Here is a 19,051-nt window from a genome sequence, read left to right as displayed (position 1 = left end):
CACGAGGGGCGGCATTCAAGGTGTTGAGATTAGTCGTTCAAAGCCTTTGGCTTGACGCGCAGGTGCTCAACTCGAGCTGGCTCAATGTTCAGGGAGCGCAGTTCGGCATCGGAAAGCTCTGCGTACTGACCGCTCAAAGTCTTCTGCTCGTAGATCCAGTCTGGCTCTACGTGACCTTCTGGTTTGTTGCGGCCGGTGACGGTGCGAACCTGGGAGAGCTTTGGCTGGAAAGCGTGAATCAGCAGGCCAATAGCAATCAGTGCTGCGAAGACGAAAAGGAACACGGTCTCAACATGGCCCTGGTGGTTGCCGAAGTTGTACGCCATCAAAATGAAGACGACTACCCAGCCGGCGATCTGGGTGCCAGTGCGTGGGGTGCGGGACCAGCCGAAACCAGCTGAAGGAACGTCACTGGTGGACACGCCGTCGTATACCTCAGGCGCCTTGTTGTGAGAAGACACGTGCTCTCCTTATTTCTGTCAAAGCCACAATTCTTCCCATTACTTTAGCCCATTTACTGCACACTCGCGTAAACCCACCCCCGAATATTCTGTGATGTTGACTAAGGTGGGATGGGTGAAACGTATTTTGATTCTTGGTTCGACGGGGTCCATCGGTACGCAGGCTTTGGAAGTTGTTGCCTCAAACCGCGATAAGTTCGAAGTGGTCGGCATTGCGGCTGGTGGCTCGAACCCGCAATTGGTGATTGAGCAGGCGCAAGCTTTCAATCTTTCGGCTAACCACGTCGCGGTGGCAAATGCTGAGGCGGCCAGGCAGGTATCTGAAGCTTTAGGCGGCACCGTCGTGGACTCCGCTGCGCAGCTGGTGCGCGATGTGGAGGCAGATACTGTCTTGAATGCACTGGTCGGCTCCATGGGGTTGGAGGCAACGCTGGCAACGATTGATGCCGGCGAAATCCTGGCGTTGGCGAATAAGGAGTCCTTGGTTGCCGGCGGATCGATAGTGATGGATCGAGTAAAGCCGGGGCAGTTGGTGCCAGTCGATTCCGAGCATTCAGCGATGGCGCAGTGTTTGCGCTCGGGCGAGCGTGGGGAGCTGGCCAGGCTGGTGTTGACGGCTTCAGGCGGGCCTTTTCGCGGCTGGACTAGGGAGCAGATGTGGGAAGTGACACCTGAGCAAGCTGCGGCGCACCCGACGTGGTCGATGGGGCAGATGAATACGCTCAATTCGGCGACCTTAGTAAATAAGGGGTTGGAGCTGATTGAGGCTACGTTGCTTTTTGATATTGATGCCGAGCTTATCGATGTCACTGTGCACCCACAGTCCATCATTCACTCCATGGCAACGTTTGTGGATGGATCGACGATTGCACAGGCTTCACCGCCTTCGATGAAGCTGCCAATTTCATTGGCACTTGACTGGCCTCATCGCGTGCCTGATGCGCAGCCGGCATTGGACTTTAGCCAAGCGATGGACTGGCACTTTGAGCCGGTGGGTGAGGCTTTCACCGCGGTGCAGTTAGCTGCCGACGTCGCCGGCAAGGGGACATTTCCCGCTGTCTATAACGCGGTCAATGAAGAAGCAGCGGCGGCATTCTTAGCCGGAAGGATCAAGTTTCCGCAGATTGTTGATTGCATTACTGAGGTCCTGGATTCTGCTTCTCAGTTTGCTGGTGTACCCTCAAGCGTCGATGATGTACTCGCGGTTGAGAAAGAAGCCCGCGAGCGCGCGGGTGTTGTCTTAGACTCCTGGGCTTAATTTCTTAAAGAGAGGTCCCACATGGCGAATCTGCTGGGCATTGTGCTTTTTGCCCTCGGCATTTGCATTACCGTTGCGCTGCATGAAGCAGGGCACATGCTCACAGCACGGGCCTTTGGCATGCGGGTGCGCAGATTCTTTATTGGGTTTGGCCCTAAACTGTGGAGCTTCAGAAAAGGCCACACTGAATATGGCGTAGCGGCATTGCCGCTGGGTGGCTTCTGCGACATCGCAGGTATGACTTCTCAGGATGACTACCTGACTGAAGAAGAGCGCCCCTATGCCATGTATAAGAAGCCATGGTGGCAGAGGGTCATTGTGCTTTCGGGTGGTGTAGCGGTCAATATCCTGCTGGGATTTTTGATTCTTTTTGTCATCGCGCAGACCGCCGGGCTGCCAAACCCAAATGCAGATACCCGCCCGGTGGTGAGTGAAGTGACGTGCTCCGCGAACCAGCTGGCCAATGGTGAAGTCGAGGAGTGTATTGGCGTCGGCGCTGGTGGCCGTGCCGGTATCGAACCAGGGGATAGAATTCTTGTGCTCAATGGTGAAGAGTTGGACAGCTTCCAACAGCTGCGCGAGGAAGTGTTGGTGCGTCCAGGCGAGACCATCGTCTTAGATGTTGAACGCGCGGGTGAGGTTCGTGAAATCTCGGTTGAATTAGATAGCGTTCAGCGTTTGAACAATGGTGAACTGGTTGAAGCTGGCTCTATTGGGTTAGCGCAGGAACCGCTGGATATCGTCGAAAAGCATGGCTTTATCGGCGCAATTCCTGCGACCTGGAACTATTCCATGTACATGTTGGATGCGACGGTACAGGGAATTATGCAATTTCCTGCGAAGATTCCGGGCGTCGTGGCATCAATTTTCGGTGCCGAACGTGACGTGGAAGGACCGATGTCGGTGGTCGGTGCTTCGCGTGTCGGCGGCGAATTGGTAGAAGCTAACCTGTGGGCAGCATTCTTCACGATGCTCGCTTCGCTGAACTACTTCCTCGCTCTGTTCAATCTCATACCTCTGCCGCCATTTGATGGAGGTCATATTGCGGTAGTGCTCTATGAGCGGATGCGCGATTTCTTCCGCAAGCTATCAGGCAAGGCTGCAGGCGGTCCGGCGGACTATACCAAACTCATGCCGGTGACGTACGTTATAGCGGCCGCGCTGATGTCGGTGGCGGCCATTATTATCGTGGCTGACTTCGTTAATCCGATCAGATTGCTCGGCTAAGAACGGGTGCTAAAGTAGGGGAATAATACCCCCATGACTATAAGGAGAATAAATGTCAATTGGTCTAGGTATCCCAGAGGGTCCTCCACCGACTCTTTCGGAGCGCCGTAAGACACGCCAATTATTCGTTGGTCCCGTTGGCGTGGGTTCAGACCATCCGATCTCCGTGCAGTCGATGACTACCACCAAGACGCATGATGTGAATTCGACCCTGCAGCAGATTGCTCAGCTGGCTACCGCTGGCTGTGACATTGTGCGAGTGGCGTGCCCACAGACTGCTGACGCAGAGGCTCTGCCAGCTATTGCGAAGAAATCACCAATTCCAGTTATTGCTGATATTCACTTCCAGCCGAAGTACATTTTCTCTGCCATTGATGCAGGCTGTGCCGCGGTTCGCGTGAACCCGGGCAATATTAAGGAATTTGATGGCCGCGTCAAGGAAGTCGCGAAGGCGGCCGGGGATGCAGGCGTCCCTATCCGTATTGGTGTTAACGGCGGTTCTTTGGACAAGCGCCTTCTGGAGAAGTATGGCAGGGCTACCCCAGAGGCTCTGGTGGAGTCTGCGATTTGGGAAGCTGGCCTCTTTGAGGAGCACGGCTTTGGTGATATCGCGATTTCCGTGAAGCACTCTGACCCTGTGCTGATGGTTGAGGCTTATCGTCAGCTGGCTGCACAGACCGATTACCCATTGCACCTAGGCGTGACGGAAGCGGGCCCGAAGTTCATGGGCACCATCAAGTCTTCCGTAGCGTTTGGCGCTTTGCTTTCCGAGGGTATTGGTGACACCATCCGCGTGTCCCTGTCAGCGGATCCAGTGGAAGAAATCAAGGTTGGTGACCAGATTCTGCAGTCGCTGAACCTGCGCCCACGCAAGCTGGAGATTGTTTCTTGCCCATCCTGTGGTCGTGCACAGGTTGACGTGTACAAGCTGGCTGAGGAAGTTACCGCCGGCCTGGACGGCATGGAGTTCCCACTTCGTGTTGCCGTGATGGGCTGTGTTGTTAACGGACCTGGTGAAGCACGTGACGCTGACTTGGGTGTGGCATCCGGTAATGGCAAGGGCCAGATCTTCGTTAAGGGTGAAGTCATTAAGACCGTGCCAGAGACGAAGATTGTGGAAACCCTCATCGAAGAGGCCATGCGCATTGCTGATGAGCAGGGCTTGGAAGCTGTTGAAGGTGCGAAGGCGGAAGTGCGCGTTACTCGCTAGATTCGTAGCATGAGCTGCTAAGCTGCTAACTCATGAAACGGACGGTATCTCTGCTGTGTGCGGTAACAATGGCTGCTGGTGCAGTCGTTGCCTGCACGCCCAAACCGGTCTCGGCGGACCCAACCGTGGACTCGATTATTTCCGCGATGGAGTCTGGCGAGACCTTCGGTGAGTACTTTGATGAGCCGTCCATTGCAGATGAGGTTTTCACCTCGACCTATGAGAGTCTGCAGGCAGAAAGTCTTGATGTTGAATTACTTGGCATTGAGCAAAATGATTCGCGGGCTACCGCAAATTACTCCGTCACGTGGGATTTGCCGCGTGATAGGGAATTATCTTATGAAACCTCGATGGTGCTGACCAAGGCCAATGATGAATGGACTGGTCGATGGCAACCATCGATGGTGCATCCTGCACTTGGTGCGAATCAGCACCTAGAGTTGCGCTCCATCCCCGCAGAGCGCGCCAGCGTGGTCAGCTCTGATGGCGTGGAATTAATGCGCCCGGGGCTGCAGTACCGTGTCATTGCGGATATGCGCGAAGTTGAGAATATCCCAGCACTTGCGCGGGAAGTATCCATGGCAGTTGAACGCGCCGGTGGCAGCACCCCTGATGATTTAACTGAGCAAATGGCTGAAATCGACGGAAATTTTTCGGTGGGGGTGTATAACGAGGACATCGGCAAGCAATTGCAATCTCGTTTCGCCGATCACGAACATGTTCGCATTAATGAAGAGCCCGCGCTGGTGGTCAGGGATCCTGGCTTTGCCCGTGATTTGATGTCACGTGTCTCCACCTTGGTATCGGACCAGGTTGATGGAGTCAATGGCTGGGCGGTGTCCGTAGTCAATGATGAAGGCGCGGCCTTCTCAAATGTGGAAGAGCATGCGCCGGATCCTTCACCGGCTGTTCGTGTCAGCATTGACTATGATGTGCAGCGCGCCGCCGAAGAAGCAGTGAATCTGCGTGCGGATTCGCAGACAATGCTGGTGGCCATCAGGCCGTCGACGGGTGAAATTCTCGCTGTTGCGCAAACTGAAGAGGCTGACCGTGATGGTGATGTGGCTCTGAGTGGCCAATACCCACCTGGTTCTGTTTTCAAGATTATTACGGCTGCGGCAGGCGTGGATCAACAAGGTTTGAACCGTGACACGATTGTGCCATGTCCAGGCACGATGGACATCTATGGACGTGTGGTCACGAACTATAATGGCTTTGCGTTGGGCAATGTGCCACTAGGTGAGGCCTTTGCGCAATCGTGCAACACTACGTTCGCGGACATGTCCACCAAGCTGGCGCCAGGTGAGTTGGCTGATGAAGGCAAGCAGTTCGGACTCGGCCTGGATTATGATATTCCAGGTTTGACCACCATGACGGGCAGCATTCCAGAAGGTGAAACGCCCCTGGAGCGTACTGAGGCCGGCTATGGTCAGGGCTATGACTTGGCTTCACCATTTGGCATGGCGCTGGTCTCTGCAACGGTTGCTAATGGCAGCACACCGATCCCGTCATTGGTGTCCACTGAAGAGACGAAGGTCTCCGAAGAGGTGGAACCACCAAGTGAACATGTCATTAATCAGCTGCGCTCAATGATGCGGCAAACCGTGACCTCCGGTACGGCTGCGGGCATGCAAGCTTCCGGTGAAATCTTTGGTAAGACTGGTGAGGCCGAGATTAATGATGGCTCGCACGCGTGGTTTACCGGCTATCGTGCTGATGATGACATTGCTTTCGCGACCCTCGTGGTTCTTGGTGGCGGCTCTGAGACTTCCGTATCAATAACTGACTCTTTCTTCCAAAACCTGGATGAACATCGAGCCGAACCCCAAAGCTAGCAAGGCGGTTAGGCAGGACTACCATGGGGGACATGAGTAGTCGTGAAAAACTAAAGCCTGGAAAACCAACCCCTGTTCGCAAGGTCCCGGAAAGCATTGAGCGTCCAGAATATGTCTGGAAAGACACCGTTCAGGAAGCCATTGGTGAGCCTTTCGTTCAAACCCCTGAAACCATTGAAGCGATGCGAGAGGCATCAAAGATTGCGGCGAATGCGCTGAAGGAAGCTGGCGCGGCCGTTGCACCTGGCGTTACTACCGATGAAGTTGACCGTGTCGCGCATGAGTACATGTGCGACCATGGCGCTTATCCTTCAACCTTGGGCTACCTGGGCTTCACCAAATCCTCATGCGTGTCTTTGAATGAGATTATTTGCCACGGCATCCCTGATAGCACCGTCATCCAGGACGGCGATATTGTCAACATTGACGTCACGGCATATAAGAATGGCGTGCACGGCGATACCAATGCAACCTTTCTAGCCGGTGAAGTTTCTGAGGAGCACCGCCTGCTGGTGGAGCGCACCAAGGAATCCATGATGCGCGGAATCAAGGCTGCTAAGCCTGGCCGTGAGGTTAACGTAATCGGCCGTGTCATTGAGGCTTATGCTAACCGATTTGGATACAACGTCGTGCGCGACTTCACCGGCCACGGCGTGGGCCCAACCTTCCACAATGGGTTGATTGTCTTGCATTATGATTCCACGGCATACCGCAACGTACTGGAGCCGGGCATGACGTTGACCATTGAGCCAATGTTGAACCTCGGCTCATTGGAATACGATATTTGGCCAGATGACTGGACTGTTCAAAACCGTGACGGCAAGTTCACCGCGCAATTTGAGCACACCATTGTTATCACCGAAGACGGTAATGAGATTCTCACGCTTGCGGATTAGCAGATAGCTAACTTAAGACGAGATTAAGACATAAAAAATCGCAGCCAACCGAAAGGTTGACTGCGATTTTTAGCTTCTAAGAAGAATTACTTCTGGATGAAGTGTGGGAAGAAGCCGTTGTAAACGCCGTAGTTGTAAGCAGCGATAGCGCCGCCAACGATGGTGCCGATTACAGCAACAACGTTGCCATCGCGCCACAGACGAGCCCAACCTGGGTTGGTGATGTCGCCATTGTCGCCGTCGTTGCCCTTTTCTTTGCCGAAGATTTCGGAGCCGGAAGCGTCCTCGCCAGCGTTCATCAGCTCGCCGAACTTAGAAGACAGGGTAGGGTACTGTTCGGAGTCATCGGAGGAGAGGGTTTCCTTTGCCCTGTCCGAAGACAATACGGAGGAGCTCTCAACTGCGGTGGACTCGGAGTCCTCGTGGGTCTCTGCAGCGGAAGCAGCGGTGATGCCGGTGAATGAAACTGCGAATGCGGTTGCGGCAGCAACTGCAGCGGTGCGGAAATTACGCATTATATTAAAGCCTTTCGGGGGGAATTAAATTGGCTGTAGATTACTGGCCGAACTGGATGTAGTTAGCTGCTGGGCCAACAACCAGACCGACGAGGGAGCCGAGGGATGCAACGATGGTCAGAGCGTAGAAAGCCTTAGCCCAAGAAGGAACCTCGTCGAAGTTCTTGGAAGAGCCGAACACGTCTTCACCGGTGAACTGGGTGTTCTTGTTGTCATCTTCGCCCTTGTTGACCAAGCCGGAGTCACCGATCTTGGAAGACAGGGAAGCGCCGCCCTCGGTGGACTCGTCCCCAGAAGCGGATTCCTCGGAAGAAACGCCCTCTGCGGAAGCGTTGGTGTCGTTGTTTGCCTCTTCAGCAGAAGCAATGGTGGTGCCGCCGAAAGCGACTGCGATTGCGGTTGCGCCGGCGATGGCTGCATTGCGGATACGCATGTGATATGTCCTTAAATGTCGTACTGGCAAGGCTTCCAGATGGAAACCTAAGTGTTATTGGAAACTCAGGGTATTTCCAGAAACACGCGGTTGCCGGTTTACGGCTTTAGCCGGTGTCACATAGCGACTCTAACGAAACAATTACACTTTCGCACGCTAGACACCTTAAATGTTGCAACTTTTAACCCCCGAAAAGTTAATAGGCACCTGAACCTATTTCAGTAAAAGTTAAGGTTGTTGCAATTTTTCCCAGTTAGGAGCTCGCAAAAGTGGGGGTGTGTGATTGTTGTCACGTAACGCGATCGGGAATTGATTATGCGGCTTAAAACTCGAGACCGAGGAGCGCATTCTCAGTAACTTCGGCCAGAGCAGGGTGAATCCAGTACTGGTTCTGTGCGAAATCTCTCACGTCGATGTCATATGCCATGACGGTAATCATCTGCTGAATCAGGGTGGATGCCTGAGGGCCGTAGAAGTGCGCGCCCAGCAAACGGCCAGAATTCTTATCTGCAATGAGTTTACAGATTCCATCCTGGTCTTCCATTGCCCATCCATAGGCCACATCGCCGTAATTTTGTACCTTCACGGTGATGTCGTGGTTCTTGCTTGCCTCTTCTTCGGTCATGCCGACATAGGCAATCTGCGGATGGGTAAAGATAGCGGCTGGGACATGCTTGTGCGGCATTGGCTTCATGTCTTCTGGGTGCAGCATGTTGTGGCGAACTGCCTTGGTCTCTGCATTGGCAACGTGCTTGAGCATGTATGGGGAAGAGACATCTCCGAGCGCCCAGACGCCATCGGCGGTGGTGCGGCCAAATTCATCAACCTTGATGCGGCCATCGTCATGCATGTCAATGCCGGCGGAGGCAAGGTTCATGAGATCGCCATTCGGGATACGGCCGGTGGCTACCAGGATGGCATCAGCTTCCTTTGTACTGCCGTCATCGAAAGTTGCCTTGATTCCATGAGCGGTATCTTCAAGTCCGGCCACGTTAATGCCAGTCTTCACGGTGAAGCGTTCGCGTGCTTGCACGTTGAATCGATCGGAGATGTCCTTGTCCGTAAAGCGCAGCAAGGTTTCAGAGCGGTTGACGATGGTGACATCGGTGCCCAGGCCATCAAAGACATGCGCGAATTCCATAGCGATAAATCCGCCACCGACGATAATGAGAGACTTTGGTTGCTCAGGTACACGCATGATGGTCTCATTGGTATGGAAGGTCGCACCTGAATTGGCGATGGCCTCGGGGATCTGTGGACGGGAACCAGTAGCAATCACGATTTCGTCGCCGGTAATGATGTCATCGCCAACCTTGATGGTCTTTTCGGCAATGAACTCTGCATGTTGGTCATACACGGTGATATTTGGGGTTTCATCACCACGGCGGTAGGCCTCACCGCCTTCAGCAATCTTGTCAATGCGGTTGGTGAATACGCGGTCAACGATTGATTGCCAGTCGACGTTAGTGATTTCACCCTCTAGGCCTAGCTTCTGTGAATGCGTGGCTTGGTAGGCAACGTCGGCGGCGTAAACGTACATCTTTGTCGGGATGCATCCGACGTTCATGCAGGTACCGCCGAACTTGCCCTTCTCAATAATCGCAATCGATATATCGTCATGTTCTGGGGTGGGGATGGAGTTTCCCGAACCTGCGCCAATGATGATCAGATCATAATGAGTCATTTTCTAAAACTTCCTTAAGAATTCTTCGGTAATGGCAAATGCCTCTGCGCGTGCTGGAGGTAGTGATAGGAACACATCATGCCGTGCTCCCAGGATAGTGTGTATGTCAACATCTTTCCCCAGGTGTGGTGCCCACCTGCGGGTTTGCTCAGCGTCAATGACGGCGTCAGCAGTATCTGTCTCAGCTGAATACGGGTGGCCAAGATGTGAACGGTGCGATGTGAGTACCAGCGTGGGCGCCTTCACATCTACTTGGTCAGTGTGGATACGGTGTTGGTTATTGAGTACCGTGCGCAGCCACCCTAGGTATTTTCGGTGGCCTCCGAGGGGCTTGAGCTGGAGATCGTAGTTCCACTCACCGTGGTAATCCTTGTGAATGGACTCGCCGAACGCCGTTAGGCCGCCACCAGGAAAAGGGAAGACCGGGAAAATCTTTCCCACGATATTGATAATGGGGCGAATGAGGTTGATTTGGGTTTGCGTAAAGCCCATCAAATCTAGCCACGGGCTATCAAGTACCAGCGCTGGAACCTCGAGGTCTCTTTCACCTAGCCACATCGGCACAATCATGCCGGCGGTGGAGTGGGCGATAGGCACCATGCTTGGATGCCTACCGATGATCACCTCATACGCAGCATCTAGGTCCTCAAAATAGTCCGTGAGATCCGTAACATAGTGCCAGAGTTCACCTTCGCGGCGGGAGCGACCGCATTTGCGGAGATCGATGGCATAGAACGCGTAGCCCTTCTCATGGAAATATTCGGCCACATGGGTCTGGAAGAAATAGTCCGTCATGCCATGGACCCACAATAAGGCAGGGCGTTCGGTGATATCTTCTGGCACGTAGCGCACCAGGGTGGCCTGGTTTTCTCCCAAATCTAGAGTGAGTGATTGATACGGTTCGCCCAAGATATCGGGCTGCCATTTATTCATGGATTTAAATATTATCTCATTGTATTGAATCGCTGGAGTTTGTTTGGGGCGAAATGAGCTTTAATAAACCTTAAGGCGTATGGTTGTAACCAATGCGTGATGTGTGCGCGACTTATTAAACGATCATTTTTATTCGATAATGAAGAGGTAATGTCTGGTGTCCCCCGCAAAGAATGCAGGCCAAGCAGTTGATACCGTCGATGTCGCACTTGTTGGTGCTGGCGTCATGAGCGCGACCCTGGGCGCAATGCTCAGGGAACTGGAGCCAAGTTGGACGCAAATGATTTTCGAGCGCCTGGATGGCCCAGCTCTGGAATCATCCTCACCTTGGAACAATGCTGGTACCGGCCACTCGGCTCTGTGTGAGTTGAATTATACGCCAGAAAAGGGCGGCAAGATTGACGTTTCCAAGGCTATGGGCGTCAACGAGAAGTTCCAGGTGGCACGTCAGTTCTGGACCCACCAGATCAACAATGGCATCTTGGTTGAGCCACGCGACTTCATTAACCCAGTGCCGCACGTTTCTTTCGCGCAGGGTGAGATCCAGGTTGACTACCTCAAGCGCCGCTATGAGCTGCTCAAGGACAATCACCTTTTCCCAGATATGCAGTTCTCTGATGACCGTGATGAGTTTGCGAACCACTTGCCATTGATGGCGAAAGACCGCGATGAGGATTCCAAGGTTGCTATTTCTTGGACCAATGTTGGTACTGACGTTAACTTCGGTGCGTTGACCAAGCAGTTCCTGACCGCAGCTAAGGCAGCCGGTACTGAGATTCGTTACGGCAATGAAGTCACCAACATCAAGCGTGATGGTGATGGCTGGAAGGTCTACACCAAGAACGTACACACCGGCGATACCCAGGTTGTAAAGGCGAAGTTCGTCTTCGTTGGCGCTGGCGGCAATGCATTGGACCTGCTGCGCAAGGCTGGCGTTCGTGAGGTTGCTGGCTACGCAGGCTTCCCAGTTTCTGGACTCTGGCTGCGTTCCAAGAACCCAGAGCTCATTGAGCAGCACAACGCTAAGGTTTATGGCAAGGCAGCGGTTGGGGCTCCACCGATGTCCGTTCCTCACCTGGATACCCGCGTTATTGACGGCGAAAAGGGTCTACTCTTTGGCCCATATGGTGGCTGGAGCCCGAAGTTCCTCAAGAGCGGTTCCTACTTGGACCTGTTTAAGTCCATTCGCCCAAATAACATCACTTCTTACCTCGGCGTTGCTGTACAGGAATTCGGCCTGACCAAGTACCTCATCCAGGAAGTGCTCAAGGACTTCGATGACCGCGTTGAAGCACTGCGTGAGTATGTTCCATCCGCTGATGGTGATGACTGGGAGACCGTCGTTGCTGGCCAGCGTGTTCAGGTGATTAAGCCAGCTGGCGCGCCACGCTTTGGCTCACTCGAGTTTGGTACCACCTTGATCAATAACCCAGAAGGCAACATTGCGGGTCTGCTTGGTGCCTCCCCAGGTGCTTCCATCGCACCGGCCGTCATGCTGGAATTGCTGGAGCGCTGCTTCGGTGAGCACATGATCGGATGGTCCGAGAAGCTCTATGAAATGATTCCGTCTTATGGCGAGAAGCTGGGCAAGAACCCTAAGCTCTTTGAAGAGATTTGGGAGATCACCCAGAAGACCCTGCAGCTGGATGACGCTCCAGAACTTTAAGTTCCGCAGAAGGTCATAAACCCCTCGAGGTCACCCGGATGTGATAAATCCGGGTGATATTCGTGGGGCTTTTTTACTGCCTCCAGCAGCTCAAAGTAGTACGTCAAGTCCCCATCGGTTGCTTGCTTCAGAGCGCTATCTAATGGAATATTTCTGGGGATAGTGACCGGGGAGTTCGGATCCCGCTTGTGGTTTTCTTCCGTGACATCTCCATCCAGCTCGATGGCATCCTCTGCTTCGAGGGCATCGTTCATGATGTCGGTGAACTCCGCCATGGTGTTATTAGCAATGTCGATGGCGGTATTGGGATCATCATCGAATAGCGGCACAAGGGTCTCAGCGAGGCGCGCCAAGTTCCAACCCAAGATATTGGGCTGATTGCCAAAACGGTAGCGCCCCTGGGTATCGATGGAAGAGAAGAACGTGTTTGGGTCGAAGTTTTCCATGAACGCGCACGGACCATAGTCAATGGTCTCACCACTCAACGTGGTGTTATCGGTATTCATCACGCCGTGGATAAATCCCAGACGCTGCCACTTGGCCACGGTCCTAGCTTGGACTTGCATTACCGCGCGGAAGAGGTCCTCATAAGTTGAACCTGGGTAGTGGCGTTCGATGGCGTAATCGGCAAGCTGCTTAACTTGGTCCGTCATCGCGGCGTATTGCATGGTGCCGACGCGAATGTGGCTCGAAGCGACCCGCACCATGATCGCAGCGGGGACAACGCGGTCGCGCTGAATTTTGCGGCCCGTGGAGATGACCGCCAGCCCGCGCGTGGTGGGTACACCGAGCGCGTGCATAGCTTCGGACATGAGGTATTCGCGCAACATCGGGCCAATCGCACCGCGGCCATCAGAACCAGGCCGTGAAAATGGCGTGGGGCCAATGCCTTTGGCGTGGATATCAAAGCCCTTGACCTCGCCGAGCAACAGCGCGCGGCCATCACCTAAGACAGGGGAGAGCTGCCCGAATTGGTGGCCAGAATAGGCCATTGCGTGTGCATTGCCGGCATGACCAAGAAGAAAGTCCAGATCGGGCTCAATACCGAGCTCAGAAGCGAGGTCTTCATTGAAGACAAGCAATTTGGGATCGGGTTGTTGTTCACCGGCGGCTTCTTTGACCATATCCGGCAGGGCTTGGGCATAAGTGTGTTCTAAAATCATAGAGACTTTCCAGACGATAACGTGCCAGAAACCCGAATGTGGACGCTACCGCCCACCCAGATTTCCTTAGCGTCATCAAAGATATGGACCACACCAGCGCGGCCAAGATTGCCGCCCTGGGTGGCGGTATAGGATTCAGGAACCAGTTTTCGAGAACGCATAAATTGCGCGACAGAGCCATTGAGAGAGCCAGTTACTGGGTCTTCCAATCCATACATGAAAGCGCGCACTTCATAAGCTGGGCCCTCGGCATATGTGCCAACGACACCAACTTTTTCATCGTGAGTGGCCTTCGGCTGAATCGCCTTGACGGAGTCGGCATCTTTGAGCTGCAGAATTTTCCAGCCGGGGCCATTATCTCCCCAGCCATGGTCAATGACTTGCTCTGGATCAATGTTGAGGGCAGCGCAAGCACTGGCGACTTCAGCTTCTGTCAACGGTCCGGACTTGATTAAATCCGGGGTAGCGAAAGAGAAGATCTTTTGTTTCTTGCCTTCTTCATTGCGGATTTTCTCTTCCTGGACGGTAACCAATCCAATGGCGCATTCTTGGATGATCTGGCCACTCTTGATGGGATCAATACCCAATGAGCGCCACGCGCGGGCGCTGCCGAGGGTTGGGTGACCAGCGAAAGGGAGCTCTTCAAAAGGAGTGAAGATTCGCACACGATAATCAGCGTCGGACTGAGTTGGGGGAAGGAGAAATGAGGTTTCGGAGAAGTTTATCCAGCGCGCGATGGCTTGCATCTGCTCGGTATCCAAATCACCTGCATTGGCGATGACTGCTAGCGGATTTCCAGAAAAAGGCGTGGTGGCAAAAACGTCTACTTCGAAATACTCGTGTTCCATACCCCACAGTCTAGGTCACAATCAGGATGCGGATTACCATTAATTTCCATGTCTCCTTTCGAATTCATGGCTGATGGAACAATCAAGCAAATAAACCCATTTTCAGGCACCGAAGTGTGGACGGTGCCGGGCCGTGGAAAAAGACCATTGGAGGCCCCAAAAGTCGAGGTTGGGGAGTGCCCGTGTGCGTTTTGTTGGGAGCGCAAGCGTGATACGCCACCGGAGAAAGCACGCATGCTTGCTGATGGTTCTGTTCATCGCGGCGTGCTGGCATCCGAGCTTGATTTAACGGAGCCTGATTTTCGCCGGATTCCCAATCTCTATGAGATTGTCACGTTCGATTATTGGAAAGAAAATTACGGATTTGAATTAAACGCGACTCAACGCGCGCATATGGAAGCTTATGCCAGCGAAGCAGCAGGACGTGAGCATCTCGCACAATTTGAGAATCCCGAAAGATTCTTTGGCGGCGGACATGACCTGATTGTGGCCCGCAGGCATCACGACGAGCATGGGTTGGTATCAGCTGGGAGACTTTCACCTGATGAGCACTTCCGCTTTATCAAATTCACCGCGGATTCGATGCGAGAGCTCTATGAAAATATGCCACACGCCAACTATGTGGTGGCATTTCAGAATTGGCTAAAACCCGCGGGTGCTTCTTTTGACCATCTGCATAAGCAATTGGTGGCCATTGATGGTCGCGGGCGAAGCCTGCGGGAGTTAGAGCAGCGAGTGCTGGAGAACCCGAATCTATTCCAAGAGCAAGGCGTGGATGTTGCCAGAGCACATGAGCTCATCATTTCCGAAAATGAGCACGCGGTGCTCTTTGCGGGGTTCGGCCACCGGTATCCGACCTTAGAGATTCATTCAAAGGTGACAGGTCTGCCGTGGGAACACAGTGATGCGCAAGTGCGGGGATTTAGTGATCTTGTGCAACTGGCACACCGAGCGATTGGGGCGGGCGTGCCATGTAATGAGGAATGGCACCACCAGCCAAGGGACGTGGATCGTGCGATGCCATGGCGGGTGAACCTGAAATTGCGTAACTCGACGTTGGCCGGGTTTGAAGGCGGCACGCATATCTACATCAATACGATTTCGCCGTGGGAGTTACGCGATGAGGTCTTGGAAAATTTGGCTAAACAACCATCGTGATTTCATTGCCTTGAACGCCCTTGAAATTGAAGCCTGGCGTATCGAGGATGTCCTCGATGGAGGAGGCATCGGTGCCGGCGATTTCGCGCGCTAGCTGGCCCTTGTAGAACTTATTGAAGTGGGAGATGACTTTGCCCTCGATATTTTCCACACGAACGGTGATGGCATCTTTGACCTTGCCGAGTGTTTGGTAGGTGCCGGAGCGCAAATCGATAATGAACTCATTTTCGGCATTGAGGGCATCAGTGATGGCTGTACCCCAGCGAGATTTCATGGTGGCGCCGTGCAGTTTTGTGCCGCCGGAGAGACGGTAGAAGGGAATCATGTCGCGTGCACGGATGACACCAAAGAGCGCTGAGCCAATGGCAAGCTGATCCCATGCTTTATCGCTGAGAGTTTGTGCATCAAGTGCGTCATAAAGAACACCGGTGTAGCGCAGCAGGGCTGGCGCGGTGGGGCCAGTAAAAAGCTTAGTATTTTCCTCGGCCTCGGGGCGTAGCTTTTCAGAGATCTTCAAAGCAGCAATTGCTTCATCGACGTCAAGTTCTTGCAGTACAGTGGCTATTTCTCGACGATTGGGATTGAGTGAAGGGAAAGATAGCCTCTCAAAATCGAGTGGGGCGCTGTCGCCGCCGAAGGCTTTAGTTTCGCTAGGAGGGAGGATAATGAGCATGCAAATAGAGTACCCGTGTATTTTGGGATCATGATTACTCGTCTTTCTGATCTGTTTTTGCGAACCCTGCGTGAGGATCCCGCAGAGGCCGAAGTTCCAAGTCACAAGCTTCTAGTTCGCGCAGGCTATCTGCGCCGCGCCGCACCCGGCGTGTATTCGTGGTTGCCACTGGGATTAAGAACGCTACGCAAGATTGAAGACGTTGTTCGTCAGGAGATGAATGCGATTGGCGCGCAGGAACTTTTGTTCCCAGCTTTGCTTCCACGCGAGGCCTATGAGGCAACGGGCAGATGGACCGAATACGGCGATAATCTCTTCCGTCTGAAGGACCGCAAGGGCGCAGACATGTTGCTGGGTCCAACGCATGAGGAAATGTTTACTCAGACGGTGAAAGACTTGTACTCCTCCTACAAGGACTTCCCGGTCACCTTGTACCAGATCCAGACCAAGTACCGCGATGAGGAGCGCCCACGCGCAGGTATCTTGCGTGGTCGTGAATTCATCATGAAAGACTCCTACTCCTTCGATATGTCCGATGAAGGATTGGAAGAGTCTTACCAGCGCCACCGCAAGGCGTACCAGAACATCTTCAACCGCTTGGGCATTGACTATGCCATCTGCCAGGCGACCTCCGGTGCGATGGGCGGCTCTGCATCAGAGGAATTCTTGGCGGTTTCACCTTCCGGTGAAGACACCTTCGTGCGTGCAACTGAGGGAGACTATGCGGCAAACGTTGAGGCCGTGGAGACCCCGGTTCCAGCAGAGATTGACCACACGGGTCTTCCAGATGCGGTGGATTATGAGACCCCGGACTCTGAGACCATCGATACGCTCGTGGAGTGGGCCAATAACGAGGGGCTGACCATTGATGGCCGCGCTGTAGAAGCGAATGACACGCTCAAGTGCATGATGGTGAAAATCACCCAGCCAGGTGAAGAACCAGAGTTGGCTGGCGTGCTTATCCCAGGTGGTCGTGCATTGGCGCCAAAGCGTCTTGAGGCGTCCATTGAGCCTGCAACATTTGAGCTGGCGACTGAGGAAGATTTTGCGCAGAACCCATTCTTGGTCAAGGGCTACGTGGGACCACGTGGGCTGAATGCTAATGGCGTGAAGGTCTATGCCGACCCACGCGTGGTCTCTGGCAGCTCCTGGATCACCGGTGCTGATGCGAAGAATCGCCACGTGGCTGGTTTGGTTGCTGGCCGCGACTTCCAGGTGGATGAATTCGTCGAAGCAGCAGAGATTCACGAAGGTGACCCAGCGCCTGGTGGACAGGGTGTGCTGACGCTGCAGCGCGGTATCGAGCTGGGCCACATCTTCCAGTTGGGTCGCAAGTACACCAAGGCATTTGATGTTCAGATCCTGGATGAAAATGGCAAGCGTGCGGTTCCAACCATGGGCTCCTACGGCATTGGCGTATCTCGCATGATGGCAGTTTTGGCCGAACAGCGACATGATGAAAAGGGCCTGAACTGGCCATTGGATGTTGCGCCTTACCAGGTGCACGTTGCGGTAGCCAATAAAGATGAGGACGCAATCAAGGCTGGTAATGAACTGGTCGAGGCACTCGATAAGGCCGGCGTTGAGGTGCTCTTCGATGACCGCCCAAAGGTCTCACCAGGTGTGAAATTTAAGGATGCTGAACTGCTCGGCATGCCTTTCTGTGCCATCTTGGGGCGCTCCTTCAAGGATGGCATCATCGAACTTCGCATCCGTGGTGGCGAGACCCTAGAGGTACCAGCAGAGTCCATCGTGGATGAGCTACTGGCTCGCGTTCGCTAAATTTCTGCAGCTGTGTGAATCAGCCAGGCACGCCACTGCGAATCCTCAGTGGCTACGGCCTCGGCTTCAAAGCGGTCGCGGCTTGATTGCACTAGATCATCAGCGAACTCTTGAGCGTTTCCTTCTGGCCAGTCGGCTTCATAGCCAGCTTGCGCCAGGGGAGCGCCCTCGCCGATAAACCCTGCGAGTTCTAGGGCGATATTCTCGTGAACCTCGGTGTCCACGGTCGCGCCCTGGCTTTCAGCGACATCGAGCGCATAGATGGTTGCGTGCTCGGATTCTAATAGTGATGTTGCGGATGCGATGAGATCTTCATCAGCTTCCGGTAGCTGGGTGGTGCCATCGGCAAGCGCAATAGCCTGATCGACGATAAGGGGAAGAGATTCTTCGGGGGCGTCATCGGCAAGCTCAATAAGCTGCGCAACCGGGTCATCGGTGGGAGCATAAGAATCTTGGCTATCAATGGTGCAGGTAGTTGGCACCGTGCCATCTTGTTCTACACCACAGACGCGATTAATCTCGGCAAAGAGCTGCTCCGATTGGCTACGGCGTAGCTGTGCATAAGCCTCATCATCGGCTTCTTCTGCGTCTGCTTGGGCGGTTTGTGCAAGCTCTACGAGGGCTGCATTGGGGCGTGGACCAAAAAATTCCACGACAGAGCAAGAAGCAAGCACGGGTACGCACGCAACAATGGCTGCTAGAGAAAGTCGGCGATTCACGTGGAAGACCTTACCCTTATCGCATTAAGGTGTGAGTCATGGCTTTCCCAAGTGAACAAAAACTAGAGCAATTCTTGCAACCCCTCGTCGCCGAAAAGGGATTGGATGTTGAACACATTAAAACCACCAAGGCGGGCAAGAAATCCCAGGTGGCTATCCGTCTCGATGGCGATAAGCGGCCATCGTCGGATGTGCTGGAGGAGATGTCGCGCATCATCGGAGATGCTTTTGATGCGGCGGAGGAATCCGGGGAGCTGAACTTTGGAGCGGGATATACGCTCGAGATTTCCACGCCAGGCGTGGACTTGCCGTTGACCGAACCTCGGCATTTTCGTCGCAATAGGGGACGCTTGCTCAAGCAGGGGCGAATTGGTGCGCTCAGCGACGATGAGAAAGAAGTGATTGTCGTAACAAGCACCAAGGATATTGCCAAGGTAGAGGTGCAGCGATTGGAAAACCTTGCGGGTTCAGTGGTAGAAATTGAATTCGCGCCTGCTCCCGTCGTGGAACAGGATATTGTCGAGCTAAGCTTCGAAGCGGCCAAGGAATTGGTTTCCTAGCTCGAGACGAACATTTGATGAAAAACGTTG

18 protein-coding genes are annotated in these 19,051 nt (G+C 53.8%); 9 read left to right on the top strand and 9 right to left on the bottom strand.

The window, feature by feature from the left end; genetic code table 11:
• Nucleotides 1–29 precede the first annotated feature (29 nt).
• Nucleotides 30–461, bottom strand: a complete 432-nt coding sequence (locus tag ACG98I_RS01660; protein ID WP_394717793.1) for a DUF2631 domain-containing protein — start codon at nucleotides 459–461, stop codon at nucleotides 30–32.
• Nucleotides 462–555: 94 nt separating this feature from the next.
• Between ACG98I_RS01660 and dxr the strand changes: the two genes are divergently transcribed.
• Genes dxr through map form a run of 5 tightly spaced genes read left to right on the top strand, consistent with a single transcriptional unit; the run spans nucleotide 556 to nucleotide 6,887 of the window.
• On the top strand, nucleotides 556–1,719 hold the full coding sequence (gene dxr, locus ACG98I_RS01655; RefSeq protein WP_394717792.1) for a 1-deoxy-D-xylulose-5-phosphate reductoisomerase: 1,164 nt from the start codon (nucleotides 556–558) through the stop codon (nucleotides 1,717–1,719).
• A gap of 21 nt (nucleotides 1,720–1,740) precedes the next feature.
• Nucleotides 1,741–2,946, top strand: coding sequence for a M50 family metallopeptidase (locus ACG98I_RS01650; RefSeq protein WP_394717791.1), 1,206 nt, complete (start codon nucleotides 1,741–1,743; stop codon nucleotides 2,944–2,946).
• A gap of 52 nt (nucleotides 2,947–2,998) precedes the next feature.
• Nucleotides 2,999–4,156, top strand: a complete 1,158-nt coding sequence (gene ispG, locus ACG98I_RS01645) for a flavodoxin-dependent (E)-4-hydroxy-3-methylbut-2-enyl-diphosphate synthase (protein ID WP_394717790.1) — start codon at nucleotides 2,999–3,001, stop codon at nucleotides 4,154–4,156.
• 32 nt (nucleotides 4,157–4,188) lie between these two features.
• Complete coding sequence (locus tag ACG98I_RS01640; RefSeq protein WP_394717789.1) at nucleotides 4,189–5,991, top strand: penicillin-binding transpeptidase domain-containing protein; 1,803 nt, start codon at nucleotides 4,189–4,191, stop codon at nucleotides 5,989–5,991.
• A 32-nt stretch (nucleotides 5,992–6,023) separates the two neighbouring features.
• Complete coding sequence (map, locus tag ACG98I_RS01635; protein WP_394717788.1) at nucleotides 6,024–6,887, top strand: type I methionyl aminopeptidase; 864 nt, start codon at nucleotides 6,024–6,026, stop codon at nucleotides 6,885–6,887.
• 86 nt (nucleotides 6,888–6,973) lie between these two features.
• Here map and ACG98I_RS01630 read toward each other — a convergent pair whose 3' ends face one another.
• The 4 genes from ACG98I_RS01630 to ACG98I_RS01615 all read right to left on the bottom strand — a co-directional run bounded on the left by ACG98I_RS01630 (nucleotide 6,974) and on the right by ACG98I_RS01615 (nucleotide 10,452).
• Complete coding sequence (locus ACG98I_RS01630) at nucleotides 6,974–7,402, bottom strand: hypothetical protein (protein ID WP_394717787.1); 429 nt, start codon at nucleotides 7,400–7,402, stop codon at nucleotides 6,974–6,976.
• 40 nt (nucleotides 7,403–7,442) lie between these two features.
• Nucleotides 7,443–7,835 carry a hypothetical protein gene (locus ACG98I_RS01625; protein WP_394717786.1) on the bottom strand — a complete coding sequence of 131 codons (393 nt, stop codon included), beginning with the start codon at nucleotides 7,833–7,835 and terminating at the stop codon, nucleotides 7,443–7,445.
• Between the two features lie 322 nt (nucleotides 7,836–8,157).
• Complete coding sequence (gene mtr, locus ACG98I_RS01620) at nucleotides 8,158–9,519, bottom strand: mycothione reductase (RefSeq protein ID WP_394717785.1); 1,362 nt, start codon at nucleotides 9,517–9,519, stop codon at nucleotides 8,158–8,160.
• Between the two features lie 3 nt (nucleotides 9,520–9,522).
• The gene (locus ACG98I_RS01615) at nucleotides 9,523–10,452 is read right to left on the bottom strand and encodes an alpha/beta hydrolase (protein WP_394717784.1); all 930 of its coding nucleotides are present in this window, start codon (nucleotides 10,450–10,452) and stop codon (nucleotides 9,523–9,525) included.
• Between the two features lie 157 nt (nucleotides 10,453–10,609).
• Between ACG98I_RS01615 and mqo the strand changes: the two genes are divergently transcribed.
• On the top strand, nucleotides 10,610–12,118 hold the full coding sequence (gene mqo, locus ACG98I_RS01610) for a malate dehydrogenase (quinone) (protein WP_394717783.1): 1,509 nt from the start codon (nucleotides 10,610–10,612) through the stop codon (nucleotides 12,116–12,118).
• Here mqo and ACG98I_RS01605 read toward each other — a convergent pair.
• On the bottom strand, nucleotides 12,115–13,281 hold the full coding sequence (locus tag ACG98I_RS01605; protein WP_394717782.1) for a protein adenylyltransferase SelO family protein: 1,167 nt from the start codon (nucleotides 13,279–13,281) through the stop codon (nucleotides 12,115–12,117). The two genes, mqo and ACG98I_RS01605, sit on opposite strands and share 4 nt — an antisense overlap.
• Entirely contained in the window at nucleotides 13,278–14,129 is an 852-nt protein-coding gene (locus ACG98I_RS01600; protein WP_394717781.1) for a PhzF family phenazine biosynthesis protein, read from the bottom strand. The genes ACG98I_RS01605 and ACG98I_RS01600 overlap by 4 nt, the downstream gene beginning before the upstream one ends.
• 48 nt (nucleotides 14,130–14,177) lie before the next feature.
• Here ACG98I_RS01600 and ACG98I_RS01595 point away from each other — a divergent pair, with 48 nt between their 5' ends.
• Nucleotides 14,178–15,287, top strand: a complete 1,110-nt coding sequence (locus ACG98I_RS01595) for a DUF4921 family protein (protein ID WP_394718060.1) — start codon at nucleotides 14,178–14,180, stop codon at nucleotides 15,285–15,287.
• Here the strand turns inward: ACG98I_RS01595 and yaaA are convergent.
• Nucleotides 15,271–15,960, bottom strand: a complete 690-nt coding sequence (gene yaaA, locus ACG98I_RS01590; protein WP_394717780.1) for a peroxide stress protein YaaA — start codon at nucleotides 15,958–15,960, stop codon at nucleotides 15,271–15,273. The genes ACG98I_RS01595 and yaaA overlap by 17 nt on opposite strands.
• Nucleotides 15,961–15,990: 30 nt before the next feature.
• Between yaaA and ACG98I_RS01585 the strand changes: the two genes are divergently transcribed.
• Nucleotides 15,991–17,742, top strand: a complete 1,752-nt coding sequence (locus ACG98I_RS01585; RefSeq protein ID WP_394717779.1) for a proline--tRNA ligase — start codon at nucleotides 15,991–15,993, stop codon at nucleotides 17,740–17,742.
• On the opposite strand, the gene ACG98I_RS01580 is transcribed toward ACG98I_RS01585, so the two are convergent.
• Nucleotides 17,739–18,461, bottom strand: a complete 723-nt coding sequence (locus tag ACG98I_RS01580; RefSeq protein WP_394717778.1) for a hypothetical protein — start codon at nucleotides 18,459–18,461, stop codon at nucleotides 17,739–17,741. The genes ACG98I_RS01585 and ACG98I_RS01580 overlap by 4 nt on opposite strands.
• A 38-nt stretch (nucleotides 18,462–18,499) precedes the next feature.
• On the opposite strand from ACG98I_RS01580, the gene rimP reads away from it, so the two are divergent.
• Complete coding sequence (rimP, locus tag ACG98I_RS01575) at nucleotides 18,500–19,021, top strand: ribosome maturation factor RimP (protein WP_394717777.1); 522 nt, start codon at nucleotides 18,500–18,502, stop codon at nucleotides 19,019–19,021.
• Nucleotides 19,022–19,051 lie beyond the last annotated feature (30 nt).

The sequence above is a fragment of the Corynebacterium sp. L4757 genome, from assembly GCF_043673995.1.
Taxonomy (GTDB): Bacteria; Actinomycetota; Actinomycetes; order Mycobacteriales; family Mycobacteriaceae; genus Corynebacterium.
Note: the sequence above shows the minus strand (reverse complement) of the source record. Positions and strands in the feature narration are given on the sequence as shown.

Bases quoted from the DNA above. Each gene is read 5' to 3' on its own strand.
- ACG98I_RS01630 (WP_394717787.1), bottom strand. From the start codon at position 7,402: ATGCGTAATTTCCGCACCGCTGCAGTTGCTGCCGCAACCGCATTCGCA.
- ACG98I_RS01625 (WP_394717786.1), bottom strand. From the start codon at position 7,835: ATGCGTATCCGCAATGCAGCCATCGCCGGCGCAACCGCAATCGCAGTC.
- ACG98I_RS01615 (WP_394717784.1), bottom strand. From the start codon at position 10,452: ATGAATAAATGGCAGCCCGATATCTTGGGCGAACCGTATCAATCACTC.
- ACG98I_RS01595 (WP_394718060.1), top strand. From the start codon at position 14,178: ATGTCTCCTTTCGAATTCATGGCTGATGGAACAATCAAGCAAATAAAC.
- map (WP_394717788.1), top strand. From the start codon at position 6,024: ATGAGTAGTCGTGAAAAACTAAAGCCTGGAAAACCAACCCCTGTTCGC.
- ACG98I_RS01600 (WP_394717781.1), bottom strand. From the start codon at position 14,129: ATGGAACACGAGTATTTCGAAGTAGACGTTTTTGCCACCACGCCTTTT.
- dxr (WP_394717792.1), top strand. From the start codon at position 556: ATGTTGACTAAGGTGGGATGGGTGAAACGTATTTTGATTCTTGGTTCG.
- ACG98I_RS01640 (WP_394717789.1), top strand. From the start codon at position 4,189: ATGAAACGGACGGTATCTCTGCTGTGTGCGGTAACAATGGCTGCTGGT.
- ACG98I_RS01650 (WP_394717791.1), top strand. From the start codon at position 1,741: ATGGCGAATCTGCTGGGCATTGTGCTTTTTGCCCTCGGCATTTGCATT.
- yaaA (WP_394717780.1), bottom strand. From the start codon at position 15,960: ATGCTCATTATCCTCCCTCCTAGCGAAACTAAAGCCTTCGGCGGCGAC.
- rimP (WP_394717777.1), top strand. From the start codon at position 18,500: ATGGCTTTCCCAAGTGAACAAAAACTAGAGCAATTCTTGCAACCCCTC.
- ispG (WP_394717790.1), top strand. From the start codon at position 2,999: ATGTCAATTGGTCTAGGTATCCCAGAGGGTCCTCCACCGACTCTTTCG.
- ACG98I_RS01605 (WP_394717782.1), bottom strand. From the start codon at position 13,281: ATGATTTTAGAACACACTTATGCCCAAGCCCTGCCGGATATGGTCAAA.
- ACG98I_RS01585 (WP_394717779.1), top strand. From the start codon at position 15,991: ATGATTACTCGTCTTTCTGATCTGTTTTTGCGAACCCTGCGTGAGGAT.
- mtr (WP_394717785.1), bottom strand. From the start codon at position 9,519: ATGACTCATTATGATCTGATCATCATTGGCGCAGGTTCGGGAAACTCC.